Source organism: Streptomyces sp. E11-3, from assembly GCF_046540415.1.
GTDB lineage: Bacteria > Actinomycetota > Actinomycetes > Streptomycetales > Streptomycetaceae > Streptomyces.
In genome coordinates, this window is record NZ_JAZGRL010000001.1 from 1,547,542 (window position 1) to 1,570,026 (window position 22,485).

Genomic DNA, 22,485 nt, shown 5'->3' on the forward strand with positions numbered 1-22,485 from the left:
ACCCGCTGCCCGCCGCCCCCGGCACCAGCGGCAAGGCGACGGGCCCCGTCGCACCCGACGCACAGGAGCTGCCCCCACATGTCAATCGGACCCGACCCGTTCCCGCCACCACCGTCCCCGTCGGCGGGCCTGTTCGCCCCGCACGGTCACGGACACCCGGGCCCGGCCCCCGTACCGGAAGGCCCCCCGGCCGGACTGCCGCGGCTGCGCTCCTCGTACCGCCTGCTGCGGCGCTCCATGACCCTCGCGGCGCTGGGCTACTTCACGCTGTTCCTGCTGCTCACCGGGTACGCGCCGGAGCTGATGGAGACCGAGATGTTCGGCGGGTTCACGTTCGGGCTCGTCATGGGACTGCTGCAGTTCCCGGTCACCTTCGCCGCGATCATCGGCTATGAGCGGTCCGCCGTACGCACCGTGGACCCGCTCGCCCGTGACGTCCGCCGCGCCGTCGAGCAGCGCGGCGCCCAGGGAGGCGCCCGGTGAACACCTTCGGCTCCTCGGCTCAGATGTTCTCCCTGGTGGCGTTCAGCGCGATCGCCTCCTTCACGCTGCTGCTGTGCATCATCAACAGCGCGGAGCGGGACGACCTGAGCGACTACTACACCGGCTACCGCGGCATGTCGTCGATCCCGAACGGTCTGGCCATCGCCGGTGACTACATCTCCGCGGCCACCATCCTCAACACCGTCGGCTTCATCGCGCTCACCGGCTTCGACGGCCTGACCCTGGCCCTCAGCAGCGCGCTCTCCCTGCTGCTGCTGATGTTCCTGCTGGCCGAACCGCTGCGTAACGCGGGCCGCTTCACGATGGGCGACGCGCTCGCGCGGCGCTCGAAGGACCGTACGGTGCGGATGGTCTCCTCCGCGGTGACGCTGATCGGCCTGGTGCCGATGATGATCGTGCAGCTCGCCGCGAGTGGCTATCTCGTCGCCCTCATCCTCGGGTTCGACGGCGACGCGATCCGCACCGGGTGCATCGTCGTCCTGGGAACCCTGATGATCGCGTACGCCGCGATCGGCGGGATGAAGGGCACCGCGCTGATCCAGACCATCAAGATCGTGGTGCTGCTCATCGCGTCCGCCGCCGTCGCCTTCCTGATCATGAACAAGTTCGACTGGAACCCCGCGCAGCTCCTGTCCGACGCCAAGACCGGCAGCGGCGCGGGCGAGGCCTACCTCACCTCGGGGATGCGCTTCGGAACCGACGGCCTGGGCAAACTCGACACGGTCAGCGGCATGGTGACCGTGGTGCTCGGCGCGGCCGTCCTGCCCCACGTCACCATGCGTATGTACACCGCTCACAGCGCCCGCCACATCCGGCGCTCGATGTCCTGGGCGGTCGGCACGGTCTGTGTCGTCAGCTTCCTGCTCGCGATCATCGGCTTCGGCGCCGCGGCGATCATCGGCCGTGACGCGCTCGCCGCGGGCGGCCCGCAGGGCACCCTCGCCATCCTCCAGGTCAGCCAGGGCGTCGCCGAAGGCTCCTCGATGGTCGCCAGTCTGCTCTTCACCGCCGTGGCCACCGCGGTGTTCCTCACGCTCCTCTCCTCGGTCTCGGGCATGATCATGGCCTGCGCCTCCTCGCTCGCGCATGACTTCTACGCCCTGGGCCTGCGCCGCAAGCCCCTGCCGGCCGCCCGGGAGCTGCGGGCCGCCAGGCTGGCCGCCGTGGCGGTGGGCGCACCGGCCATCGTGCTGGCGATCGCCGTACAGGACTGGGGCCTGCAGGCCCTGATCACCCTCTCGCTCTGCATCGGCGCGTCGGCGATCGCCCCGGCCCTGGTCTACCGTCTGTTCTGGCGCCGGTACACCAACACCGGGCTGCTCTACACGATGATCGGCGGCACCGTCTCCGTACTGGTGCTGCTCACCTTCTCCGAGGTGGTCTCCGGCGGCGAGCACGCCCTCTTCACCGGCCTCGACTTCGCCTGGTTCCCGATGCACACCACCGGCCTGGTCACCATCCCCCTCGGCTTCTTCCTCGGCTGGCTGGGCACCATCCAGAGCGGCCAGGGCGACCAGGAGAACCAGGAGCGCGAGTACGACACCGCCGAACCCCGCATCCTGGCAGGCGCCGGAACCAACACCTGACCGGAGCCTCGCCCTGGCGGTGGTGGGCTGCCAGGGCGAGGCTCCGGATATTGGGGTGCGGCACGAGCAGGGCGTACGTAGGGTCGACGCCCGTGGAACCGCTCAGTGAGAAACAGATCCGCTCGTCCTTCGTGAACTGCACCAAAGGCGAGGCGGCGCGCGCCAAGCTGCCGCTCGACTTCGCCGAACTGCCCTGGGAGGACCTGGACTTCCTGGGCTGGGTCGATCCGGGTGCACCGCTGCGCGCCCATCTCGTCCTGCCCCGCGCGAACGGCCCCCTAGGCATCACCCTGCGCGTCCCGGCCGTGACCCGCAGCAGCGCGGTGAAGTCCAGCCTGTGCCAGATCTGCCTGACGGCCCACGCCTCCTCCGGGGTCACCCTGCTCGCCGCCCGCCTCGCGGGCGCCCGCGGCCGCGAGGGCAACACGGTCGGCACCTACATCTGCGCCGACCTCGCCTGCCCCCAGTACCTCCGCGGCAAGCGCCAGCCGAAGCTGCGCTCGGTGCGCTACGCGGAGTCCCTCACCCTGGACGAGCGCATCGCCCGTATGACGGGCAACCTGGACGCCTTCGCGGCCAAGGTCACCGCGGGCTAGGCCCCCGCCCGGGGGCCTAGCCCGGGGGCCTGGGGCCTGGCCCGGGCGTGTCAGTCCGCGGCCATGGCCTCCCGCAGGCTCTTCGGACGCATGTCGGTCCAGTTCGCCTCCACATACTCCAGGCACTGCTGACGGCCGTCCTCGCCGAACACGACCCGCCAGCCGTCCGGCACCGGCGTGAACGTCGGCCAGAGCGAATGCTGGTCCTCTTCGTTGGCCAGGACGTAGAACCGGCCGTCCTCGTCGTCGAACGGGTTGGTGCTCATACGCGGATCTCCTTCTCGTCCTCTTGCGCCTCTTGCGTGGTGACTCGTCGGTCCAGGAGAGACGTCGCGATCTCCCCACTGCGGACGGCCAGGTTCGACAGGAGCGAGGAGGACAGCCCGTGGGTGTGTTCGGTCCCGCCCTGCAGATAGATTCCGCAGTTCTTCAGCTCAGCGGTCGTGACCAGTCGGTAGTCCCGGCTGACCTGGTAGCGGCCCTCCGCGTCCTGGACACAGTGCGCGGCGAGGTCGCCGAGTACCTCCGCCGGGTCCATCGGTTCATAGCCGGTGGCACAGATCAGCAGGTCGACATCCAGGTCGTACGACTCCTCGCTGGCCAGCGAGTGCACGGTGACCCGGGTGTCGTTCGCGCCGTGCTTGACGTCGACGACCCTGGCCAGGTTGATGAAGTCCAACCGTCCCGCCTTGCCGACCTCGTCGTCGTAGGCACGCCGGTAGAGGTCGCGGATCACCTCGTCGTCGACCACGGAGTAGTTCGTGTTCTTGTGGTACTGCCAGATCGCTTCCCTCGCGCGGTCCGAGCCCCGGTAGAAGTCGTCCGCCGCGCTCGGGTCGAAGACCTGGTTCGCGAAGGGGGTGTCGTCCGCGATGGAGTAGCCGTACGACGGCAGGATCGCGGAGACGCTGACGCCCGGCAGGGTGTCGTACAGGTACCGGACGATCTCCGCGGCGCTCTGCCCCGCGCCGACCACGGCCACCCTCTTCAGCGCGTCGGTGTCCCGCTCCCGGAGCCTGTGCAGGAACTCCGAGCTGTGCCACACGGATGCGTCGCGGGCGATCCCGGTGGGCATCTTGGGCACGAGCCCGGTGGAGATGACGATGTTGCGTGCGTCGACCAGCCGCGGTTGGCCGGGCCGTTGGGGGTCGCGCACCTCGATCCGCAGATGCTCGGCCGGTCCGCCCGCGTGGGTCGCGGGGAGCCGGACAGCGGTGACCTCCGAGTTGTAGGCGACGCGGTGCGCGACCTTCGCCCCGGCCCATTCGAGGTAGTCGTGGAACTCCTGCCGGGTCGGGAAGAAGTCCTGGTTGTTGACGAACCTCGTCAGCCGTCCCATGTCGTGCAGATACGACACGAAACTGAACTCCGAGACCGGGTTGCGGAATGTCGCCAGGTCTTTCAGGAAGGACACCTGCAACTTGGCACCGGACATCAGCATTCCGCGATGCCAGCTGAGCGACGGATGCCGTTCGAGAAAGGTGGCCGTCACCGGTTCCGGCTGCTCCTCCAGGGCGACGGCGAGCGATAAGTTCGAAGGCCCGAACCCGATTCCCACGACGTCGTATATCTCAGGCTCACGCGTTTCCATAGATTCTTCCCCTTGTTGACGGCCGAGCTGATGCAACCCTGCGGGAACTCACGGCGTCCCGTCGGCCTCCGACAGTGAAGCGCCGATGATCCGGCAGATTTCGGCGGCTGGTCCGGGCAGATACATGTCGCCGTGCGCACTGTCGATGTCGTGTTCCTGCACGGTGCCCTGGATGTGTGGCCGCCACAGGTCCGCGAACGACCCTTCCGGCTTCGGCACGGCGTTGAAGAACAGGGCATCGCCACGGTAGGTCGGCGAGCTGAACTCCGGCAGGAGGCTGGTGTGATTGACGATGACCGATACCGCGTTCTCCAGGAATGAATCCCCCTCGGTGGTGCCGGAGATACCGGCGAGGTGCTCGGTGAAGTACTCCCGTATCTCGGCCGCGGTGGGCGGCGCCTGCTCCGCCAGATAGCCGCTGGGAGCGCTGTCCAGCAGGGCCAGCAGCGCCACCTCGTGTCCCTGCCGCTGAAGTTCCGCCGCCATCGCGTGGGCGAGGGTGCCCCCGATGGAGAGTCCCAGCAGATGGAACGGACCCCGCGGCTGCACGGCCAGCACCTCCGCGACGTAGTCGGCAACCATGGCGTCGAGCGATTCGGGCAGCGGCGTCGCCCCGTCGAAGCCCTTGGCCTGGATGCCGTAGACCGGCCGGTCCTGCGGGAGCAGCCCGGCGAATCCCAGGTAGGGCCAGCAGATTCCGCCGCCGGGGTGAATCCACCACAGCGGCTCCTTCCCGGCCTTGGTGGCATCGCCCGGCCTGATGGGCAGGACCGCCGCGAACGGGTCCGAGGCACCGGCCGCCACACCACCGGTTTCCAGCTGGGCCGCGAGTTCGGCGACGGTGGGCGACTGGAACACCGTACGGATGGGCAGTTCGACGCCGAGCACCACCCGAATCCGGTTGATCAGCCGGGTGGCCAGCAGGGAGTGGCCTCCGCTGGCGAAGAAGCTGTCGTCGACGCCCACCCGGTCGATGCCCAACACCTCGGCGAACAGGGCGCACAGGATCTCCTCCCGTGGTGTCCCGGCGCGGCGGCCGGTCGACGCCGCGGCGTAGTCCGGGGCGGGGAGCGCCCGACGGTCCAGCTTTCCGTTCCGGGTGAACGGCAGCTCGCCGACGGTCATCAGCGCCGCGGGCACCATGTACTCCGGCAGCCGCGCCCGCAGATGGCGGCGCAGTTCCGACGGCAGTTCGCCGCCGGGGTGCTGAGACCCGGGCACGACGTATCCGGCCAGCCGCCGGTCGCCGTTGTGGTCGTCCACGACCACGGCGGCCTGGGTGACGGCGGGATGCGCCAGCAGCGCCGCCTCGATCTCGCCCGGCTCGATCCGGAACCCGCGGATCTTCACCTGGTCGTCGGCCCGCCCCTGGAACATCAGCTGCCCGTCCGGGGCGGACACCACGATGTCGCCTGTCCGGTACATCCGTTCACCGGGCGGTCCGAACGGGCACGGCAGGAAGCGTCCCGCTGTCAGGGCGGGGCGGCCGACGTAGCCGCGTGCCACGCCCGCGCCCGCGATGTACAGTTCGCCGGCCGTTCCGGGCCGCACCGGGCGCAGGGCCTCGTCCAGTACGTACACCCGGGTGTCCGGGATCGGCCGGCCGATCGGCGGCAGTCCGCTGTCCGCGGCCAGCGGTGCGCTCATGGTGACGCAGGCCGTGGTCTCCGTCGGCCCGTAGACGCTCACCATCCGGCGGCCCGGCGCCCAGGCGGCCACCAGTTCCGGCGGGGTCACCTCGCCGCCGACCACCAGCGACCGCACCGTGCGCAGGGCCTCGGCGGGCACCATCGCGAGCATCGCGGGCGGGATCATCGCATGGGTCACCGCATGGTCGGCGACCGTGTCGGCGAGGGGCGTTCCCGGGGCCAGGCGGCTGATGTCGGCCATGACCACGGTCGCGCCCGACAGCAGGGCCGTGAACAGCTCGCAGAGCGATACGTCGAAGCTCGGCGAGGCGAGTTGGAGCATACGGCTCCCGGCCGTGACGCCGAGCCGCTCCACATGGGCCGCGGCCAGGGCGGCGAGACCGCGGTGCGGGACGGCCACGCCCTTGGGACGCCCGGTCGAGCCGGACGTGTAGATGATGTAGGCGGCGCCGTCGAGCAGCGCCGCGCATCCGGCGTCCGTCTCCCCCGGGCCGTCCGGCGCCTGGTCCACGCGCAGGGCCGGGACCGGGAGCGCGGAGAGTTTCGCGGCCGTCGTCCCGTCCACGAGCGCCAGCCGGGCGCCGGAGTCCGCGGTCATGAAGGCGATCCGCTCGTCCGGCAGGGCGGGGTCGACGGGCAGATAGGTACCTCCGGCCCGCATCACCGCGAGCAGCGCCACGACGAGGTCGGGCGAGCGCCTCAGGGCCACCGCCACCACCGACTCGGGGCCCACGCCGCGCCTGGTCAGTTCGCCGGCCAGGCGGTTCACCCGGGTGTCGAGGTCGTGGTACGTGAGCGAGATGTCGTCGCAGACCACGGCGAGCGCGTCCGGGCTGGCGGCGGCCTGTGCGGAGAACAGTTCGGGGACCGTCCCCTGCGGTACGCGCACCTCGGTGGGGAGGGTGTCGTTGACGTCGGCCAGCAGCCGGTTCCGCTCGGCCGGGCCAAGCCCGTCCACCGCTCCGACCGGGGTGTCCGGATCGGCCGCCACCTGTCGCAGGACCCGGGCGAACCGGTCGGCGATGTCCTCGGCGGTCGGCGCGTCGAACAGGTCGCGCTGGAACTGCAGGACCACCCGGAGATGGGGTTCGGCGGTGGCCGCCACGCCCAGCGGGTAGTGGGTGCCGTTCGCCGAACTCGCGCCGGTGATCGCGATTCCGGCCGCCTGGTTCGCCTCGCTGATGCCCTCGCGGTCGACGGGGAACGACTCGAAGACCGTCACCGTGTCGAACAGCGCCGGGAGCCCGGTGGCCCGGTGGATCTCGGTCAGTCCGCAGTGGTGGTGGTCGAGCAGGGCGGCCTGCCGGTTCTGCAGGCCGGTGAGCATCCCGCCGACGCTGTCCCACGGTGACAGCCGTACCCGTACGGGCAGGGTGTTGATGAACAGCCCCACCATCGAGTCCACGCCTCGCACCTCTGCGGGGCGGCCCGAAACCGTCGCGCCGAACACCACGTCCTGGCGGCCGGTCAGGCCCGCCAGGACGAGCGCCCAGGTGCCCTGCACCACCGTGTTGAGCGTGACGCCCAGTTCGGTGGCCCGCCGGGACAGCTCTGCCGCGACATCGGCCGGGAGTGGTATCTCAAGCTGCCCGGTGTCACCCAGGTCCACGTCGGCTTCGGTGGCGGGGGCGAGCAGGGTGGGTTCGTCGACTCCGGCGAGTTCGTCGGCCCACGCCTGGGCGGCGGCCTCCCGGTCCTGCCGCGACAGCCACGTCAGGAAGTCGCCGTACGCGGGTGGCTTCGCCAGCGCGGCTGCGTCGCCGCCCGTNTCGTCGACGCCGACCCGGTCCAGGCCCAGCACCTCCGCATAGACCCCCGCAAGGACCGTTTCCGCGGCCGTCCGGGGGGCCAGGTAGGCGCCACCGGTGAGGGTCGGCTCCGGGAGGGCGGCGCGGTCCAGGGTGCCGTCTGGCGTGCGGGGCAGCCGGTCGAGTACGACGAAGTCCGAGGGGACCATGTGCTCGGGCAGCCGTGCCGACGCATGGGTACGCAGTTCCACGGAGGAGACGCCGGCGGTGAAGTCCATGCTGGTCTCGCGCTCACCCGGCTGAACCGGAACGACGTAACCGACCAGTCGGCGGCCGGTGTTGCGGCCCGTGTTCGCGACCGCCACCGCCTCGGCCACACCGGCGTGCGCGGACAGTACGGCCTCGACCTCGCGCAGGTCGACCTCGGCGCCGCGGATCGTCACGCGCGTCTCGTCGTGGGTCTCCTGGTGGGCACCCGCCGCCGTCCCGAGCGGACGGTCGGGGTGAGCCACGAGGTGGCGCAGGGTACGGACGAAACCGGCCGCGATGTCGTCCGCCGTGGAGCGGTCGAACAGGTCCGTGGCGTACTCCAGGTTGCCGACGACTCCCTGTCCCGGTACGTCGGCCATGGTGAGGAACAGGTCGAACTTCGCGGTCTGCGTGGCGATCGTCTTCAGATCCGCACGCAGGCCGCTCAGTTCGAGGTCGTCGGCTCCGATGGTCTGCCAGCCGAACATCACCTGGAACAGCGGGTGGTAGGCGGTGGAGCGGTCCGGGTTGAGGAGCTCCACCAGGTGCTCGAAGGGTGCGTGCTGGTTGTCGTAGGCGGCCAGTGCCTTGTCCCGTACCTGGTCGAGCAGCTGGACGAACGAGAGGTCCGCCGGCATCCGTACGCGCAGCACCCAGGTGTTGACGAAGAAGCCGACCAGATCGGCCAGGGCGGCGTCGGTGCGGTTGGCGATCGGGGACCCGATGGTGAAGTCGTCCCCGCTGCCGAGCTGCCTGAGCAGTACGGCCAGGGCCGACTGGAGCACCATGGGCACGGTCGCGCCGTGTGCCCTGGCCAGGTCCTCCACCGCTGCCGTCAGCGCGGGGTCGAGGGTGAAGTCCACCAGGTCTCCGTGGTGGCTGGCCACGGGCGGCCTGGGACGGTCGGTGGGCAGCGGCAACGGCTGCCGCACCCCCTCCAACTCGTTGCGCCAGTAGGCCGACTGCCGGGCCAGGACGCTGTCCGGATCGCTGTCGTCGCCGAGCAGTTCACGCTGCCAGAGCGTGTAGTCGGCGTACTGCACGGGCAGTTCGGGCCACTGGGGTGCCGTGCCACGGCGGCGGGCTTCGTAGGCCGTCCCGAGATCGCGGGTCAGGGGGGCGAGGGACTCGCCGTCTCCCGCGATGTGGTGGATGACCAGCAGCAGTACGTGGTCCTGCGGGCTCTCCCGGAAGACGTGGACCCGTAGCGGGAGTTCGGTGGCGAAGTCGAAGGCGTGACCCACCGCGTCGGCGATCAGGCGGTCCGTGCCCTCGGGGCCCGCCGCTACGACGGGGACGTCGAGGGAGACCTCGTCGGCGGGCAGTATCCGCTGGTACGGCACTCCGTCGTCCTCGGCGACGAGGGTGCGCAGCGTTTCGTGGCGTGCCACCACGTCGTGTACCGCCGCCCGCAGTGCGGGCACGTCCAGGGTGCCTTCCAGGCGCAGTACCACGGGCAGGTTGTAGGTGGCGGACGGCCCTTCGAACCGGTCCGCGAACCACAGCCTGCGCTGGGCGTACGACAACGGCACCCGCTCCGGCCTGGGTTCGGCCCTGCGGAGCTGTGGCTGTGCCGAGGAACCGGCCGACACCCGCGCCGCCAGTTCGGCGACGGTGGGCGAGTCGAACACCGTGCGGATCGGGACGTCGGCGCCCAGGGCGGCACGGACTCGGCTGATGAGCCGGGTGGCGAGCAGGGAGTGCCCGCCCAGCGCGAAGAAGTCGTCGTCGATCCCGATGCCGTCCACACCGAGCACCTCGGCGAACAGGGCGCACAGGATCTCCTCCTGCGGGGTGCGCGGGTCCCGCGAGCCTCCGGTGCCACCCGCGAACTCGGGGGCGGGCAGCGCCGCCCGGTCCAGTTTGCCGTTCGCGGTCACCGGAAGTGTGTCCAGGACGACGAGGGCCGAGGGCACCATGTACTCCGGCAGTCGGGTTCCGCTGTGCGTGCGGACGGCGTCGGTGAGCTGGCCGGGGTTGTACCAGTGGTTCCCTTCGGCGGACGGATCCGGTGCAACGGACGGGCCGGGTTCGGCCGACAGCGCGGGCCGGGCGGCCGGGTGGCCGGTGGGCCGGCGTACGGCGTAGAGGGAGTGCATGCCGGTCTGGGCGAGCTCCTGGGAGCTGTCCACCGTGGTGTGGAACCCGTGCTCGTGCAGCAGCGCGACGACGGTGTCGAGGCGGCCGTCGATGTCGTGGACCTCGGCCGCGATCTGCTGGATGATCGGCCAGTGCTCGGGCTCGATGCCCAGCAGGACGTCCAGTTCGCCCTTCTCCGCGTCGATCTTCAGCAGGTCGATGACGGAGATGCCGTTCTCCCGGATCATCTGGGAGAGCGTCCGCAGCTCGACATCGACGGGCACGCTCCGCAGACGCTCCGTCAGCAGCTCCGCCACCGCCTCGTCGTCCTGGGCGGGATCGGCCTCGGGGCCGGGGGCGTCGACCTCGCGGTCGCGCTCGTTGTCGATGACCCGCTCCAGCATGTGGCGTTCTTCGCTCTCGTCGGCGAAGCGCCCGGACAGCAGGGACATCTCCGGGTAGTAGGTGAACACCGCGTGGCCCGGTTCGCGCCCCAGGGCGCAGTTGGTGACCACGACGTCGATGTCGTGGAGTGCGGCGTTGAGGCGGAACATCTCGGCCAGTTCGGGCATCGGCTCGAAGGCGTGGATCGTGGAGTCGGGCCGCAGGGTCTTCACGAACAGCGAGAACAGGCCCACGTGTCCGCCGACGTCGACGACGCACGCACCCTCGGGAAGGGTCACCCCGCCCCTGAGGTACTCGTTCCTGGTGAAGATCTCGTCGTACAGGAAGAGGACGTTCGACCGGTTGCGGGCGGACACCAGCATGCCGTTCGGCAGCTCGTGCAGCTCCACCCCGTCGAGTCGGCCCTCGCGCCTGAGGCGGCTGATCCGCGCCACTTCCCCCGCGGTCTCGGGCGCGGGGACGACGTACCCCACCAGTTGCTGTCCGCCGGGGGTCTCGCGGGCGACGACGGCCGCGTGTTCGACGCCGGGGTGGCCGGTCAACGCGCTCTCGATCTCGCCGAGTTCCACTCGGAACCCGCGGATCTTGACCTGGTCGTCGGTCCTGCCGAGGTATTCCAGGCGGCCGTGCTCGTCCCAGCGGACCCGGTCGCCCGCGCGGTACATCCGGCTGCCCGGTGCGCCGAACGGGTTGGCCACGAACCGCCCGGAGGTCAGTCCTGCCCGGTGGAGGTAGCCGCGGGCCAGCTGGTCTCCGGCGATGTAGAGCTCGCCCGCCACGCCCGGCGGGACGGGCTTGAGATGCCCGTCCAGTACGTACAGCCGGGTGTTCCACACAGGGCTGCCGATGGTCACCGTGCCGGTGTCCGTCCGGGGGCAGGGGGTGGCGCTGACGTCGACGGCGGCCTCGGTCGGGCCGTAGAGGTTGTTCAGCGGCGCGTCCAGGACGGTGTAGTACTGGTCGCGCAGGTGCGCGGGGAGCGCCTCTCCGCTGCAGATGACCTCACGCAGGCTGGTGCAGGCGCCCGCCGCGGGTTCCTGGAGGAACGCCTGCAGCATGGAGGGCACGAAGTGCGCGAGGGTGATCCGGGACTCCTGGATCAGCCGGGCCAGGTAGGCCGGGTCGCGGTGGCCGTCCGGCTTCGCGACGACCAGGGTGGCGCCGGCGATCAGGGGCAGGAACACCTCCCAGACCGACACGTCGAAGCCCAGCGGGGTCTTCTGCAGGATGCGGTCGCCCGCGGCCACGCCGTAGTTCTCGCGCATCCACTGCAGACGGTTCACGATCGCCGCGTGCTCGACCAGCACACCCTTGGGGCGGCCGGTCGACCCGGAGGTGTAGATGACGTACGCGGGGTGGGCCGGGGTCAGCGGCCGGACCCGGTCGGCGTCGGTGAGATCCGTGTCGGCCTCCGGCAGGGCGAGCGCGGGATCGTCGACCGCGACGCGGGGGACCCCTGCCACCTCGGGGGCGTCCGCGGTGGTGAGGGTGAGCAGCGGGCGCGCGTCGGCGTGCAGGAAGGCGATCCGCTCGGCGGGGAGGCCGGGGTCGACGGGGAGGTAGGCGCCGCCCGCCTTGTGGATCGCGAGCAGCGCGACGACCATCTCGACGGACCGGGGCAGCATCACCGCGACCACGGTCTCCGGTCCGACGCCCTGGGTGACCAGGTGTCGTGCCAGCCGGTTCGCGCGCCGGCCGAGCTCCGCGTAGGTCAGCGCGGTGTCGTCGAAGACCACGGCGGTGGCGTCGGGCGTGCGCGCGGCCTGTGCCGCGAACGCCTCGGAGACCGTGGCGGCCGGTACCGGCCGCGCGGTGTCGTTCCACCGCTCAAGGACCTGCTCCCGCTCGGCGGGGGTGAGGATGTCGACCTGCCCGGCCTGACCGTGCGGGTCGTCCACCACTTGGCGCAGCACCTGGAGGAACCGGTCGGCGATGGCCGTCACCGTGTCGTGGTCGAGTACCGCGTGCTGATGTTGCAGGGCCAGCCGCAGATGGGGGTCCGCGTCGGCCGTCACGGCCAGCGGGTAGTGGCTGCCGCTGAACGGGGTCAGGCCGGTGAGGGTGACCCCGGCCGCGCTGTTGGCCTCGCTGATGCCGACGCGGTCGACGGGGAAGGACTCGAAGACCACGACGGTGTCGAACAGAGCGTTGAGACCTGCGGCTTGGTGGATGTCGGCCAGACCGTAGTGGTGGTGGTCGAGCAGGGCGGCCTGTCGGTTCTGCAGGCTGGTCAGCAGCTCGGCGAGTGACTCGCCGGGCACCGACGGCACCCGTACCGGCAGGGTGTTGATGAACAGCCCCACCATGGAGTCCACCCCGTCCACCGCGGCGGGTCGGCCCGAGACCGTGGCGCCGAAGACGACGTCCTGGCGGCCGGTGAGCTGGCCCAGCAGTACGGCCCAGGCGCCCTGTACGAGGGTGCTGAGGGTGACCCCCAGCTCGGCGGCCCGCTGGGAGAGTGCGATGGCCAGCTCGGGCGGCAACGGTACGTCGACCGATCCGATGTCCGCGGTGGCCATGTCGGCTTCGGTGGCGGGGGCGAGCAGGGTGGGTTCGTCGACTCCGGCGAGTTCGTCCGCCCACGCCTGGGCGGCGGCCTCCCGGTCCTGCCGCGACAGCCAGCCCAGGAAGTCCTGGTATCCCCGTACGCGGGGCAGCGTCGTACCGTCGCCGCCCGANTCGTCGACGCCGACCCGGTCCAGGCCCAGCACCTCCGCATAGACCCCCGCAAGGATCTTCTCCTCCACGGAATCCGGTGCGCGGTAGGTGCCGCCCTTGAACTCCGGTGCGGGGAGGGCAGCGCGGTCCAGCTTCCCGTTGGGCGCCAGCGGGAGTCGGTCCAGCATCACGAAGGCCGAGGGGACCATGAACTCGGGCAGCCTGGCGGATACGAAGGTGCGCAGCTCCGGCACGGACACGCCCGCGGTCAGGTCGACGTCGATATGGCCGAGGCTCTCGACGGTGCCGAGGTTTCCGACGGCCACCGGGACGACATAGCCCACGAGTTGGGTGCCACCGGGCCGCTGGTGGGTGGTCACCACGGCCTGCGCCACTCCCGGATGCGCGGTCAGCGCCGCCTCGACCTCGCCGGGCTCGATCCGGAAGCCGCGTACCTTCATCTGGGTGTCGTCGCGCCCGGCGAACTCCAGCTGGCCGTCGGCGTTCCAGCGGGCGAGGTCGCCGGTGCGGTACATCCGGGACCCGGCCGGGCCGTACGGGTCGGCCACGAACCGGTCGGCGGTCAGCCCCGCCCGACCGTGGTAGCCGCGTCCCACGGCGCCGGCGACGTAGAGCTCGCCCACGACACCGGGCGGCATCGGCAGCAGCCCGGGGCCCAGGACGTAGGCGCGCATGTTGCCGAGCGGCGCTCCGATCGGGGCGCTGCCCGAGGCGTCCGATGCGGTCGGCGCCGCGATGAGGGCCGTGGCGTAGAAGCTCTCGCTCTGCCCGTAGGCGTTGACCACCCGAACGCCGTCGAACGCCTCCTGGACGCGGTGCACCAGGGCGGCGGGCAGCGCCTCTCCCGCGAACACCACGGTGTCGACGGTGGTGGTGTCGGCGATGTGGTCGATGAGTTCGGCGAAGACCGAGGGGACCGTGCTGATCACGCTGCCGGACCAGGAGGGCCGTTCCCCGAGGGCCAGCACGTCCCGGACGATCTCCACGGTGCCGCCGACGCCGAGGGTGGTGATGATCTCGAAGACGGACACGTCGAAGTTGACCGACGTACCGGCCAGCATCCGTGAGCCGGGGCCGACGCCGACCACGGAGGCCAGCCGGGTCACGCCGTTGACCACGCCGTGGTGCGTGATGGCGACGCCCTTCGGATTGCCGGTGGAGCCCGATGTGTACATCACGTAGGCGATGTTGTCCGGCCGGACCGGGGGCGGTGCCCAGGCGTCCGCGTTGCCCTCGTCGAGCTTGAGGTCGTCGAGGTACAGGCGGGGTGTGCCCTGGTCGGGGAGGGTCTGAGCGGTGTCGGAGTCGGTGAGGACCAGCTGCGGCCGGGTCTCGGAGAGGATGAAGTCCAGCCGCTTGCTCGGGTACCGCGGGTCGATCGGCAGGTAGGCGGCACCGGACTTCAGGATGCCCAGCATCGCGACGACCAGGTCCGCCGAGCGGGGCAGGGCCAGGCCGACACAGGTCTCGGGGCCCGCGCCACGGCGGTTCAGCTCGCGGGCCAGGTGGGCGGCGCGCGCCTCCAGTTCGCGGTATGTCAGCTGCTGTTCGTCGTGGACCACCGCGACCGCATCCGGCGTCCGGTGTGCCTGACGCTCCATCAACTCGGGGATCGTCAGGTCGGGTGTGGCGGCGGCCGTGTCGTTGAACCCGGCCAGCAGGTCGCGCTCGGCGGGCGCCAGTACGTCCACCGCGCCGACCAGGGTGTCCGGTGCCTCGGTGAGGCACCGCAGGACGCGCAGGAAGCGCGCCCCGATGTCGGCCACGGTGGACCGGTCGAACAGGTCGGTGGCGTACTCGAGGTTGCAGTGCATGCCCTGGCCGGGGGCGTCGGCCGCGAAGTTGAACTCCAGGTCGAACTTGGCGGTCGGAGTGGGGACCGCCTCCAACTCGGCGCTCAGGCCCGGCATCGCGAGGTCGAGGCGGGCGTGGTTCTGCCAGGTGAACATCGTCTGGAACAAGGGGTGGTACGCGGTGGAGCGCTCCGGGTTCAGTGCCTCCACCAGCCGCTCGAAGGGCACGTCCTGGTGGTCGTAGGCGCGCAGTGCCGTGTCGCGTACCCGGTCCAGGACCTGGGCCAGCGACGGGTTGGCGGAGAGGTCGGCGCGCAGCACCCAGGTGTTGACGAAGAAGCCCACCAGCTCGGTCAGCGCTTCGTCGGGGCGCCCGGCGTTCGTGGACCCGATGGTGAGGTCGTCTCCGGCACCGAGCTGGTGCAGGGTCACGGCCAGCGCCGACTGCATCACCATCGCCGTCGTCACGCCCCGGGCCCGCGCCGCCTCCTCGGCGGCCGCGAGGAGACCGGGCTCGATGGCGAACTCGACCATGTCGCCGCGGTGGCTGGCGGTCGCGGGCCGCGGCCGGTCGGTGGGCAGCCGCAGCTGCTGGGGGGCGCCCGCGAGTTCGGTCCGCCAGTACTCCAGCTGGGTGGCCAGCACACTGTCGGGGTCCTGCTCGTCGCCGAGCAGTTCGCGCTGCCAGAGGGTGTAGTCGCCGTACTGCACGGGCAGTTCCGGCCAGCTCGGCGGCTCGTTGCGCAGCCGGGCGGTGTACGCGGCGGCCAGGTCGCGGCCCAGGGGCGCCATCGACTCGCCGTCGGCCGCGGCATGGTGCACCACCAGGACGAGGAGGTGTGCCTCGGGGCCGCTGCGCAGCACGGACGCGCGGACCGGGATCTCGGCGGTGAGGTCGAAGCGGTGGGCAACCGCCCGCGCCAGCGCGTCGGCCTCGCCGTCCGGCGGCACGTCGACGACCGGCACCGCGAGGTCCAGGCGGTCGGCCGGGACGACGTGCTGCGTGGGCAGGCCCTCGTCGTCCTCGACGAAGACCGTACGCAGGCTCTCGTGACGGGTGACCACGTCACGTACGGCAGAGGCCAGCGCGGTCACGTCCACAGTGCCGTGCAGACGGAGCACGAACGGGAGGTTGTAGGTGGCCGACGGCCCCTGGAACCGGTCGATAAACCACAGCCGCCGCTGGGCGAAGGACAGGGGGATCACTCGGCGTCTCCTCATCGGTCGGTCATCCTGCGCAGGCGCGGCCTGCTGGGGGTGGCCAGGGTTTTGAGTTCACGGGACAGCTCGGCGACGGTGGAGCGTTGGAACACCGCGCTGACCGGTATCTCCCGGCCGAGCTCTGTACGGACGCGGCTGATCAGCCGGGTCGCCACCAGGGAGTGCCCGCCCAGGGCGAAGAAGTCGTCGTCGATGCCGACGCGTTCGACGCCGAGGGCCTCCGCGTACAGCCGGCACAGTGCCTCTTCGTCGGCGTCTCTGGGTGCGCGGTAGGCGGCCCCGGTGAACTCCGGTTCCGGGAGCGCGGCGCGGTCCAGCTTTCCGTTCGGCATCAGCGGGAACCTGTCCAGGACGACGAAGGCCGTGGGCACCATGAAGTCGGGCAGTTTCTCCGCCAGGAACCCGCGCAGCGCGTCGGGCGTGCCACCGGGAGCCACATAGGCGACCAGCCGCCGGGCCGCGCTGGCGCCGCGGCCGTCCTTGACGGCGACGACCGCCTGCTCGACCTCGGGGTGGGCGGCCAGTGCCGCCTCGACCTCGGCCGGTTCGACGCGGGCCCCGCGGATCTTCACCTGGGCGTCGCCGCGCCCGGCGTACTCCAGCTGACCGTGCGCGTTCCAGCGGGCCAGGTCTCCGGTGCGGTACATCCGGGCCCCGGCGGGCCCGAACGGGTCGGCGACGAACCGTCCGGCGGTCATCGCGGACCGGCCCCGGTAGCCGCGGCCGACCGTGGCGCCCGACACGTACAACTCCCCCACCACACCGGGTGGGACGGGCTGCAGGCCGGTGCCCAGGACATAGGCCCGTACCTGGTCGAGTGGGGTGCCGATCGGGGCTCCGGCAGCGTTGCCGTCCCATGGGTCGGTGCCCGCGAGGGCGTATGTGGTGGCGTAGAAGGTCTCGCTCTGCCCGTAGCCGTTGACCACCCGGACCCCGGGCATGGCTGCCCTGATCCGTCGGACCAGCGGGTCGGGCAGTGCCTCACCGGCCAGCATGACCGTCTCGGCGCTGATCCGGCCCGGCACCTGGTCGAGGAGTTCGGCGAACGCCGAGGGGACCGTGCTGATCACTCCACCGGACCAGCCGTCACGCTCGGCCAGGGTCAGGACGTCCCTGACGACCTCGACGACCCCGCCCGTGCACAGCGTGGAGAAGATCTCGAACACCGATACGTCGAAGTTGACCGAGGCCGCCGCGAGCATCCGGGCGCCTGGGCCGACTCCCAGTCCGGCCGCCAGCGCGGGCAGGCAGCTGGTGACGTTGCGGTGGGTGATGGCCACGCCCTTGGAGGTACCGGTGGACCCGGAGGTGTACATCACGTACGCCGCGTTGTGCGGGCGTGGTCCCTGGAGGTACCGGGTGCCGTCGGAGTCGCCGGGGTCGTCGGAGTCGCTGGGGCCGTCGGCGTCGCTGGGGCCGTCGAGCAGTTCCTCCAGCCGCAGCGGTGGCGCGTCGGTGGGGGGCAGGGTGCTGCCGGTGGGTGTGTCGGTGAGGATCAGCGCGGGGCTCGCGTCGGCGAGCAGGAACTGCAGGCGGTGGCCCGGGTACTCCGGGTCGAGCGGCAGATACGCGGCGCCGGACTTCAGTACGCCGAGCAGCGCCACGACCAGCTCGGCGGACCGCGGCAGGGCCACCGCCACCAGCGACTCGGGGCCCGCGCCGCGCCGGCCGAGGCCGTGGGCGACCCGGTCGGCCCGCTCGTCGAGTTCCCGGTACGTCAGGGTCGTCTCGCCGCAGACCACCGCGACCGCGTCCGGTGTCCGGGCCGCCTGCGAGGCGAAGAGGTGCGGGATCGTCGTCGGGGTGTCCCGTACGGCCGTGTCGTTGAACTCCCTGAGCAGCACGTCCCGTTCGGCGGGTGCGAGCAGGTCGATCGAGCCCACCGGCCGGCCGGTGTCCGTGGCCAGTTGCCGCAAGACCCGTCCGAAGCGCTGTGCGAGACCGTCCGCGGCGTCGGGGGTGAAGAGGTCCCGCTGGTACTGCAGTACGAGCCGCAGAGGGGTGCCGCCGTCGGCGGGCAGCGCCATCACGGACAACGGATAGTGCGTGGTGGCGACGGGGCGCAGACCGGTGAAGGTGACACCGGCCTCCTTGCTCGCCTCGGCGATCCCGGCCCGGTCCAGCGGGAAGGACTCGAAGGCGACGTAGGTGTCGAACAGGGCGGGCAGGCCGGTGGCGCGCTGGATCTCGTGCAGGGGATGGTGGTGGTGGTCGAGCAGGGCGCCCTGCCGGTCGTGCAGTGCGGTCAGGACCTCGGCGACGCTGTCCCCCGGTGCGCAGCGCACCCGTACCGGAACGGTGTTGAGGAACAGGCCGACCATCGACTCCACGCCGGGCAGTGCGGGCGGGCGGCCGGCCACGGTGGCCCCGAACACCACGTCCTGGCGTCCGGTCAGCTGCCCCAGGAGTAGCGCCCAGGCTCCCTGGACGACTGTGTTCAGGGTGACGCCGAGTTCCGCTGCCCGGCGCGCCAGGGTGTGGGCGGTGTCCGCGGGCAGCGGCACCTCGGTCTGGCCGACGCCGGTGCGGCCGGTCCGGGGTCCGGTGGTGGGGGCGAGGAGCGCGGGCTCATCGAAGCCGTCGAGTTCGCGCGCCCACACCCGGGCCGACTCGGCGTGGTCCTGGCGGGACAGCCAGGCCAGGAAGTCGCGGAAGCCGCGGGTGCGGGGCAGCGCCGTACCGTCCGCGCCCGATCCGTAGAGCCGCAGCAGATCCTGTGCGAGCAGCGGGATCGACCAGCCGTCGAACAGCACATGGTGTGCGGTCAGGACCAGTTCCGCGTGCTCGGGCCCCTTGCGGACCAGGGTGAGCCGGAGCAGGGGTGGTGTCGCCGGGTCGAAGTGCGTCGCCAGGTCGTCGGCGAGGAGTCGGTCGAACGCCTCGTCGCGCTCCGGCTCGGCGAGTCCGCTCAGGTCGGTCTCGCGCCAGGGCAGGGCGACGCCCTCGACGACCAACTGGACCAGGTCTCCCGCCGCGTTGGGCACGAACGCGGTGCGCAGGGCGGCGTGCCGGTCGAGGAGCGCCTGTCCGGCGGCCCGCATCCGGGCCGGTTCGACCGGTCCCGACAGGTGGAGGGTGTACTGGACCTGGTAGGCGTCAACGGCCAAGTCGCCGGCCATGGACTCGAAGAGCAGCCCGGCCTGCAGTGAGGTGAGCGGCCAGACGTCCGCCAGTCCCGGGTAGCGCGCCTCCCATTCCTCCAGTTCGCCCTGCTGCACCCGTACCAGCGGTACGTCCGACGGGGTCAGCCCGCCCGAGCCGGGTGCGGCGACGTGCCGGGCGAGCCCTTCGAGCGCGGCCCGCCACAGGTCGGCCAGCCGCCGCACCTCGTCGGGCGGCAGCACTCCGGTGGGGGCGCCGAACAGGGCGCCGAGGCGGGGGCCTTCGGGTGTGTCGGTGACCATCGCGTTGATGTCCACCTCGGACAGGGCGGGCATCCGCGCGTCGTGTCCCGCGTCGAGCTCGGCCAGTTCGGCGAACTCCGTGAGGTCATCGGTCTGTGTCCAGCCGAGGCCGCGCAGGTACTCGGGCATGTCGGCGGCCGAGAACCGGCCCAGGTAGTTGAACCCGATCTGGCCCAGCGGATGGTCACGCAGCACGGCGGCGGTCTCGTCGTTGAGGTAGCGCAGCAATCCGTAGCCAAGTCCCTTGCCCGGAACGGCGCGTAGCTGTTCCTTGACCGCCTTGATCACCGCTCCCGCGGCGGGTCCGCCCGCGAACGCCTCATCGACGTCGATGCCCGCCAGGTCCATACGTACCGGGAAGACACTGGTGAACCAGCCCACGGTGCGGGCCAGGTCCGCGCCCGGAACAGCGTCCTCCTCGCGGCCGTGGCCTTCGAGCCGCAGCAGGGTCGACGGTTCGTCGACGCCCCGCGTGCGGCGCCACCGGGTGACTGCCAGGGCCAATGCCGCCAGCAGGGCGTCGGCCGTCCCCCCGTGGAAGGCCTTCGGTACGGCGGTCAGCAGCGCTTCGGTGACGGCGACCGGCAGCAGGACGCGTGTCTTGTCGACGGTGGCCATGACGTCCACGGCGGGGTCGAGCCGCCGGGCGCCGAGCAGCGGGTCAGGTCCTTCCACGATGGACCGCCACACGGGCAGTTCCGCCGTACGGTCCTGGGCTGTCGCGGTCTCGGCGAGGGCGTGCGCCCAGCGGCGTACCGAGGTGCCGACGGCCGGGAGCGCCGGGGGTTTGTCGGCCCTGACGTGGTCCCAGGCCGTGGCGAAGTCCGGCATCAGGATGCGCCAGGACACCCCGTCGACGACCAGGTGGTGCAGCACCACCAGCAGCCGTCCGGGTCCGGCGCCCGCATCTGGTCCGGGGTCGAACCACACGAACTGCGCCACCACGCCCGCGGCGGGTGACAGCCGCCCCGCGGCCTGGTCCAGTTCGCTCAGCAGCAGCTGGCGCCAGGCGCCGGCCGACCAGTCCCCGTCGCAGCCGACGCGCCGGACCAGGGCGTCCGCGTCGACCGAGCCTGGCGGGCCGACCAGCAGGCCGTCGGGCTCAAGGCGCGTACGCAGGAGGTCGTGCCGGTCCAGTACCGCCGTGATCGTCACGGCCAGACCGTCCCGGTCGATGTCCGGCGGCAGTTCGAGGACCACGGCCTGTGACAGCCGGTCCAGTCCGGGGCCGAGCTCCTGAATCCACTTGGCCACCGGCATCAGCGGCATCCGGCCGACCCCGGCGCCGGTGAGTTCGGCCAGTTCCGGCTCTGTGTCGGCCCGTCCGTGCGCGTGCGCGGCGAGTTCGGCCACCGTCCGGTGCTGGAAGACCTCTCCGGGGCTGAGCGTCAGGCGCTGGGCGCGGGCCCGGGTGACCACCTGGATCGCCTGGATGCTGTCGCCGCCCAGGGTGAAGAAGTCGTCGTCGACACCGACGCGTTCCCGGCCGAGTACCTCCGCGAAGAGTCCCGCGATGGTCTCCTCCGCAGAGGTGCGGGGCGCCCGGTACGTTTCGCCGGTGAACTCGGGGACGGGCAGCGCGTCCCGGTCGAGTTTGCCGTTCGGTGTCAGCGGCAGCCGGTCCAGCACCACGAACGCCGCGGGGACCATGAACCGCGGCAGGCGGTCGGCGACGAATCCCCGCAGCTCCCCTGTCACCAGACCGGAGCCGAGCGTGAACTCGGCGTCGCCCGGGCCCGTACCCGACGGGACCACGTAGCCGACGAGGTGCCGCCCCGTCCCCGTGCCGCTTCCCTCGCGGAGGATGACCGCGGCCTGCGCCACTTCGGGGTGTGACAGCAGCACCGTCTCGATCTCGCCCGGTTCGATCCGGAAGCCCCTGAGCTTGATCTGCTCGTCGGTGCGGCCCAGGTGCACCAGCTCGCCTTCGGGGGTGGTGCTCACCAGGTCCCCGGTGCGGTACATCCGGTCGCCCGCGGTGCCGAACGGGCAGGCGACGAAACGCTCCGCGGTCAGGGCCTGCCGGTTCAGATAGCCGCGGGCCAGTCCCGTACCCGCGAGGTACAGCTCACCGGGCATTCCCCGCGCCACCGGGCGCAGCTCCTCGTCGAGCACGTAGCCGCGCATCTGGTCCATCGGCAGCCCGATGGGGATCTCCGCGCCGACGGACTCGGTGGGGTCCACCCGGTGGTGGGTGGCGAACACCGTCGTCTCCGTCGGCCCGTAGACATTGATGAACGCCGTGTGCGGGCAGGCCTCGCGGGCCAGCTGGACCGCCTGCGGTGAGACGCGTTCACCACCGGCCCACACCTCACGCAGTCCGCTCAGGCAGCCCGCGTCCTCGCCGACCAGAAGGCTGAACAGAGCGCTGGTCAGAAAGACCGCGGTGACGCCGTGCCGGTCCACCAACGCGGCCAGCGAGTCAGGGGTCAGATCCGGGGCCGGGTCGACGACGACCACGTCGCCGTTGAGCAGCGGTACCCACAGCTCGTAGACCGAGGCGTCGAAGGCCAGCGGGGAGTGCAGCAGCACCCGCGCGTGGTTTCCGCCGCGCCAGCGCCGGTCCGCGGCCAGGCCGAGCACGTCGCGGTGGGTGATGCCGATGCCCTTCGGGGTCCCGGTCGATCCGGAGGTGTAGATCACGTACGCGAGCTGTGCCGGGTCCTCCAGCGGCTCGGGGGCGATGTCCGAAATCCGCTCGTCCCGCCCCTCCAGCTCACCCCCTTCCAGGGTTTCGAGTTCCACGCGGGGACAGCTGTCGGGGAAGTCCGCCGCCACCCCGGCCAGGGTGAGCAGCAGCACGGGCCGGGCGTCGCGCACCATGAACTCGACCCGCTGGGCCGGGTAGTCGGGGTCCACCGGCAGATACGCCGCACCGGCCCGCAGCACCCCCAACAGCGCCACGGCGAGCTCCGTGGAGCGCGGGAACGCCACCGCCACGAGCGACTGCGGGCCCACGCCGCGCCGACGCAACTCGCCCG

7 protein-coding genes are annotated in these 22,485 nt (G+C 71.6%); 3 read left to right on the plus strand and 4 right to left on the minus strand.

Annotation, left to right across the window (positions count from 1 at the left end; translation table 11 throughout):
* The first annotated feature begins 78 nt into the window (after nt 1-78).
* The 3 genes from U9R90_RS07160 (at nt 79) to U9R90_RS07170 (ending at nt 2,686) form a co-directional block, all read left to right on the plus strand.
* A complete protein-coding gene (locus U9R90_RS07160; protein WP_411055540.1) occupies nt 79-483 on the plus strand; it encodes a DUF485 domain-containing protein in 405 nt (134 codons plus the stop codon).
* Nucleotides 480-2,090: a cation acetate symporter gene (locus U9R90_RS07165; protein WP_411055541.1), complete on the plus strand. Its 1,611-nt coding sequence runs from the start codon at nt 480-482 to the stop codon at nt 2,088-2,090. Before U9R90_RS07160 ends, U9R90_RS07165 begins: the two co-directional genes overlap by 4 nt.
* A gap of 92 nt (nt 2,091-2,182) precedes the next feature.
* Nucleotides 2,183-2,686 (plus strand): FBP domain-containing protein, encoded by a 504-nt coding sequence (locus tag U9R90_RS07170; protein WP_411055542.1) that lies wholly within the window; start codon nt 2,183-2,185, stop codon nt 2,684-2,686.
* Between the two features lie 50 nt (nt 2,687-2,736).
* Here the strand turns inward: U9R90_RS07170 and U9R90_RS07175 are convergent, their stop codons facing one another.
* The 4 genes from U9R90_RS07175 to U9R90_RS07190 form a co-directional block, all read right to left on the minus strand.
* On the minus strand, nt 2,737-2,952 hold the full coding sequence (locus U9R90_RS07175) for an MbtH family protein (RefSeq protein ID WP_411055543.1): 216 nt from the start codon (nt 2,950-2,952) through the stop codon (nt 2,737-2,739).
* A complete protein-coding gene (locus tag U9R90_RS07180) occupies nt 2,949-4,277 on the minus strand; it encodes a lysine N(6)-hydroxylase/L-ornithine N(5)-oxygenase family protein (protein ID WP_411055544.1) in 1,329 nt (442 codons plus the stop codon). Before U9R90_RS07180 ends, U9R90_RS07175 begins: the two co-directional genes overlap by 4 nt.
* Before the next feature lie 48 nt (nt 4,278-4,325).
* Complete coding sequence (locus U9R90_RS07185; RefSeq protein ID WP_411055545.1) at nt 4,326-16,085, minus strand: amino acid adenylation domain-containing protein; 11,760 nt, start codon at nt 16,083-16,085, stop codon at nt 4,326-4,328.
* Nucleotides 16,086-16,096: 11 nt separating this feature from the next.
* Entirely contained in the window at nt 16,097-22,438 is a 6,342-nt protein-coding gene (locus tag U9R90_RS07190) for an amino acid adenylation domain-containing protein (RefSeq protein WP_411055546.1), read from the minus strand.
* Between the last annotated feature and the right edge of the window lie 47 nt (nt 22,439-22,485).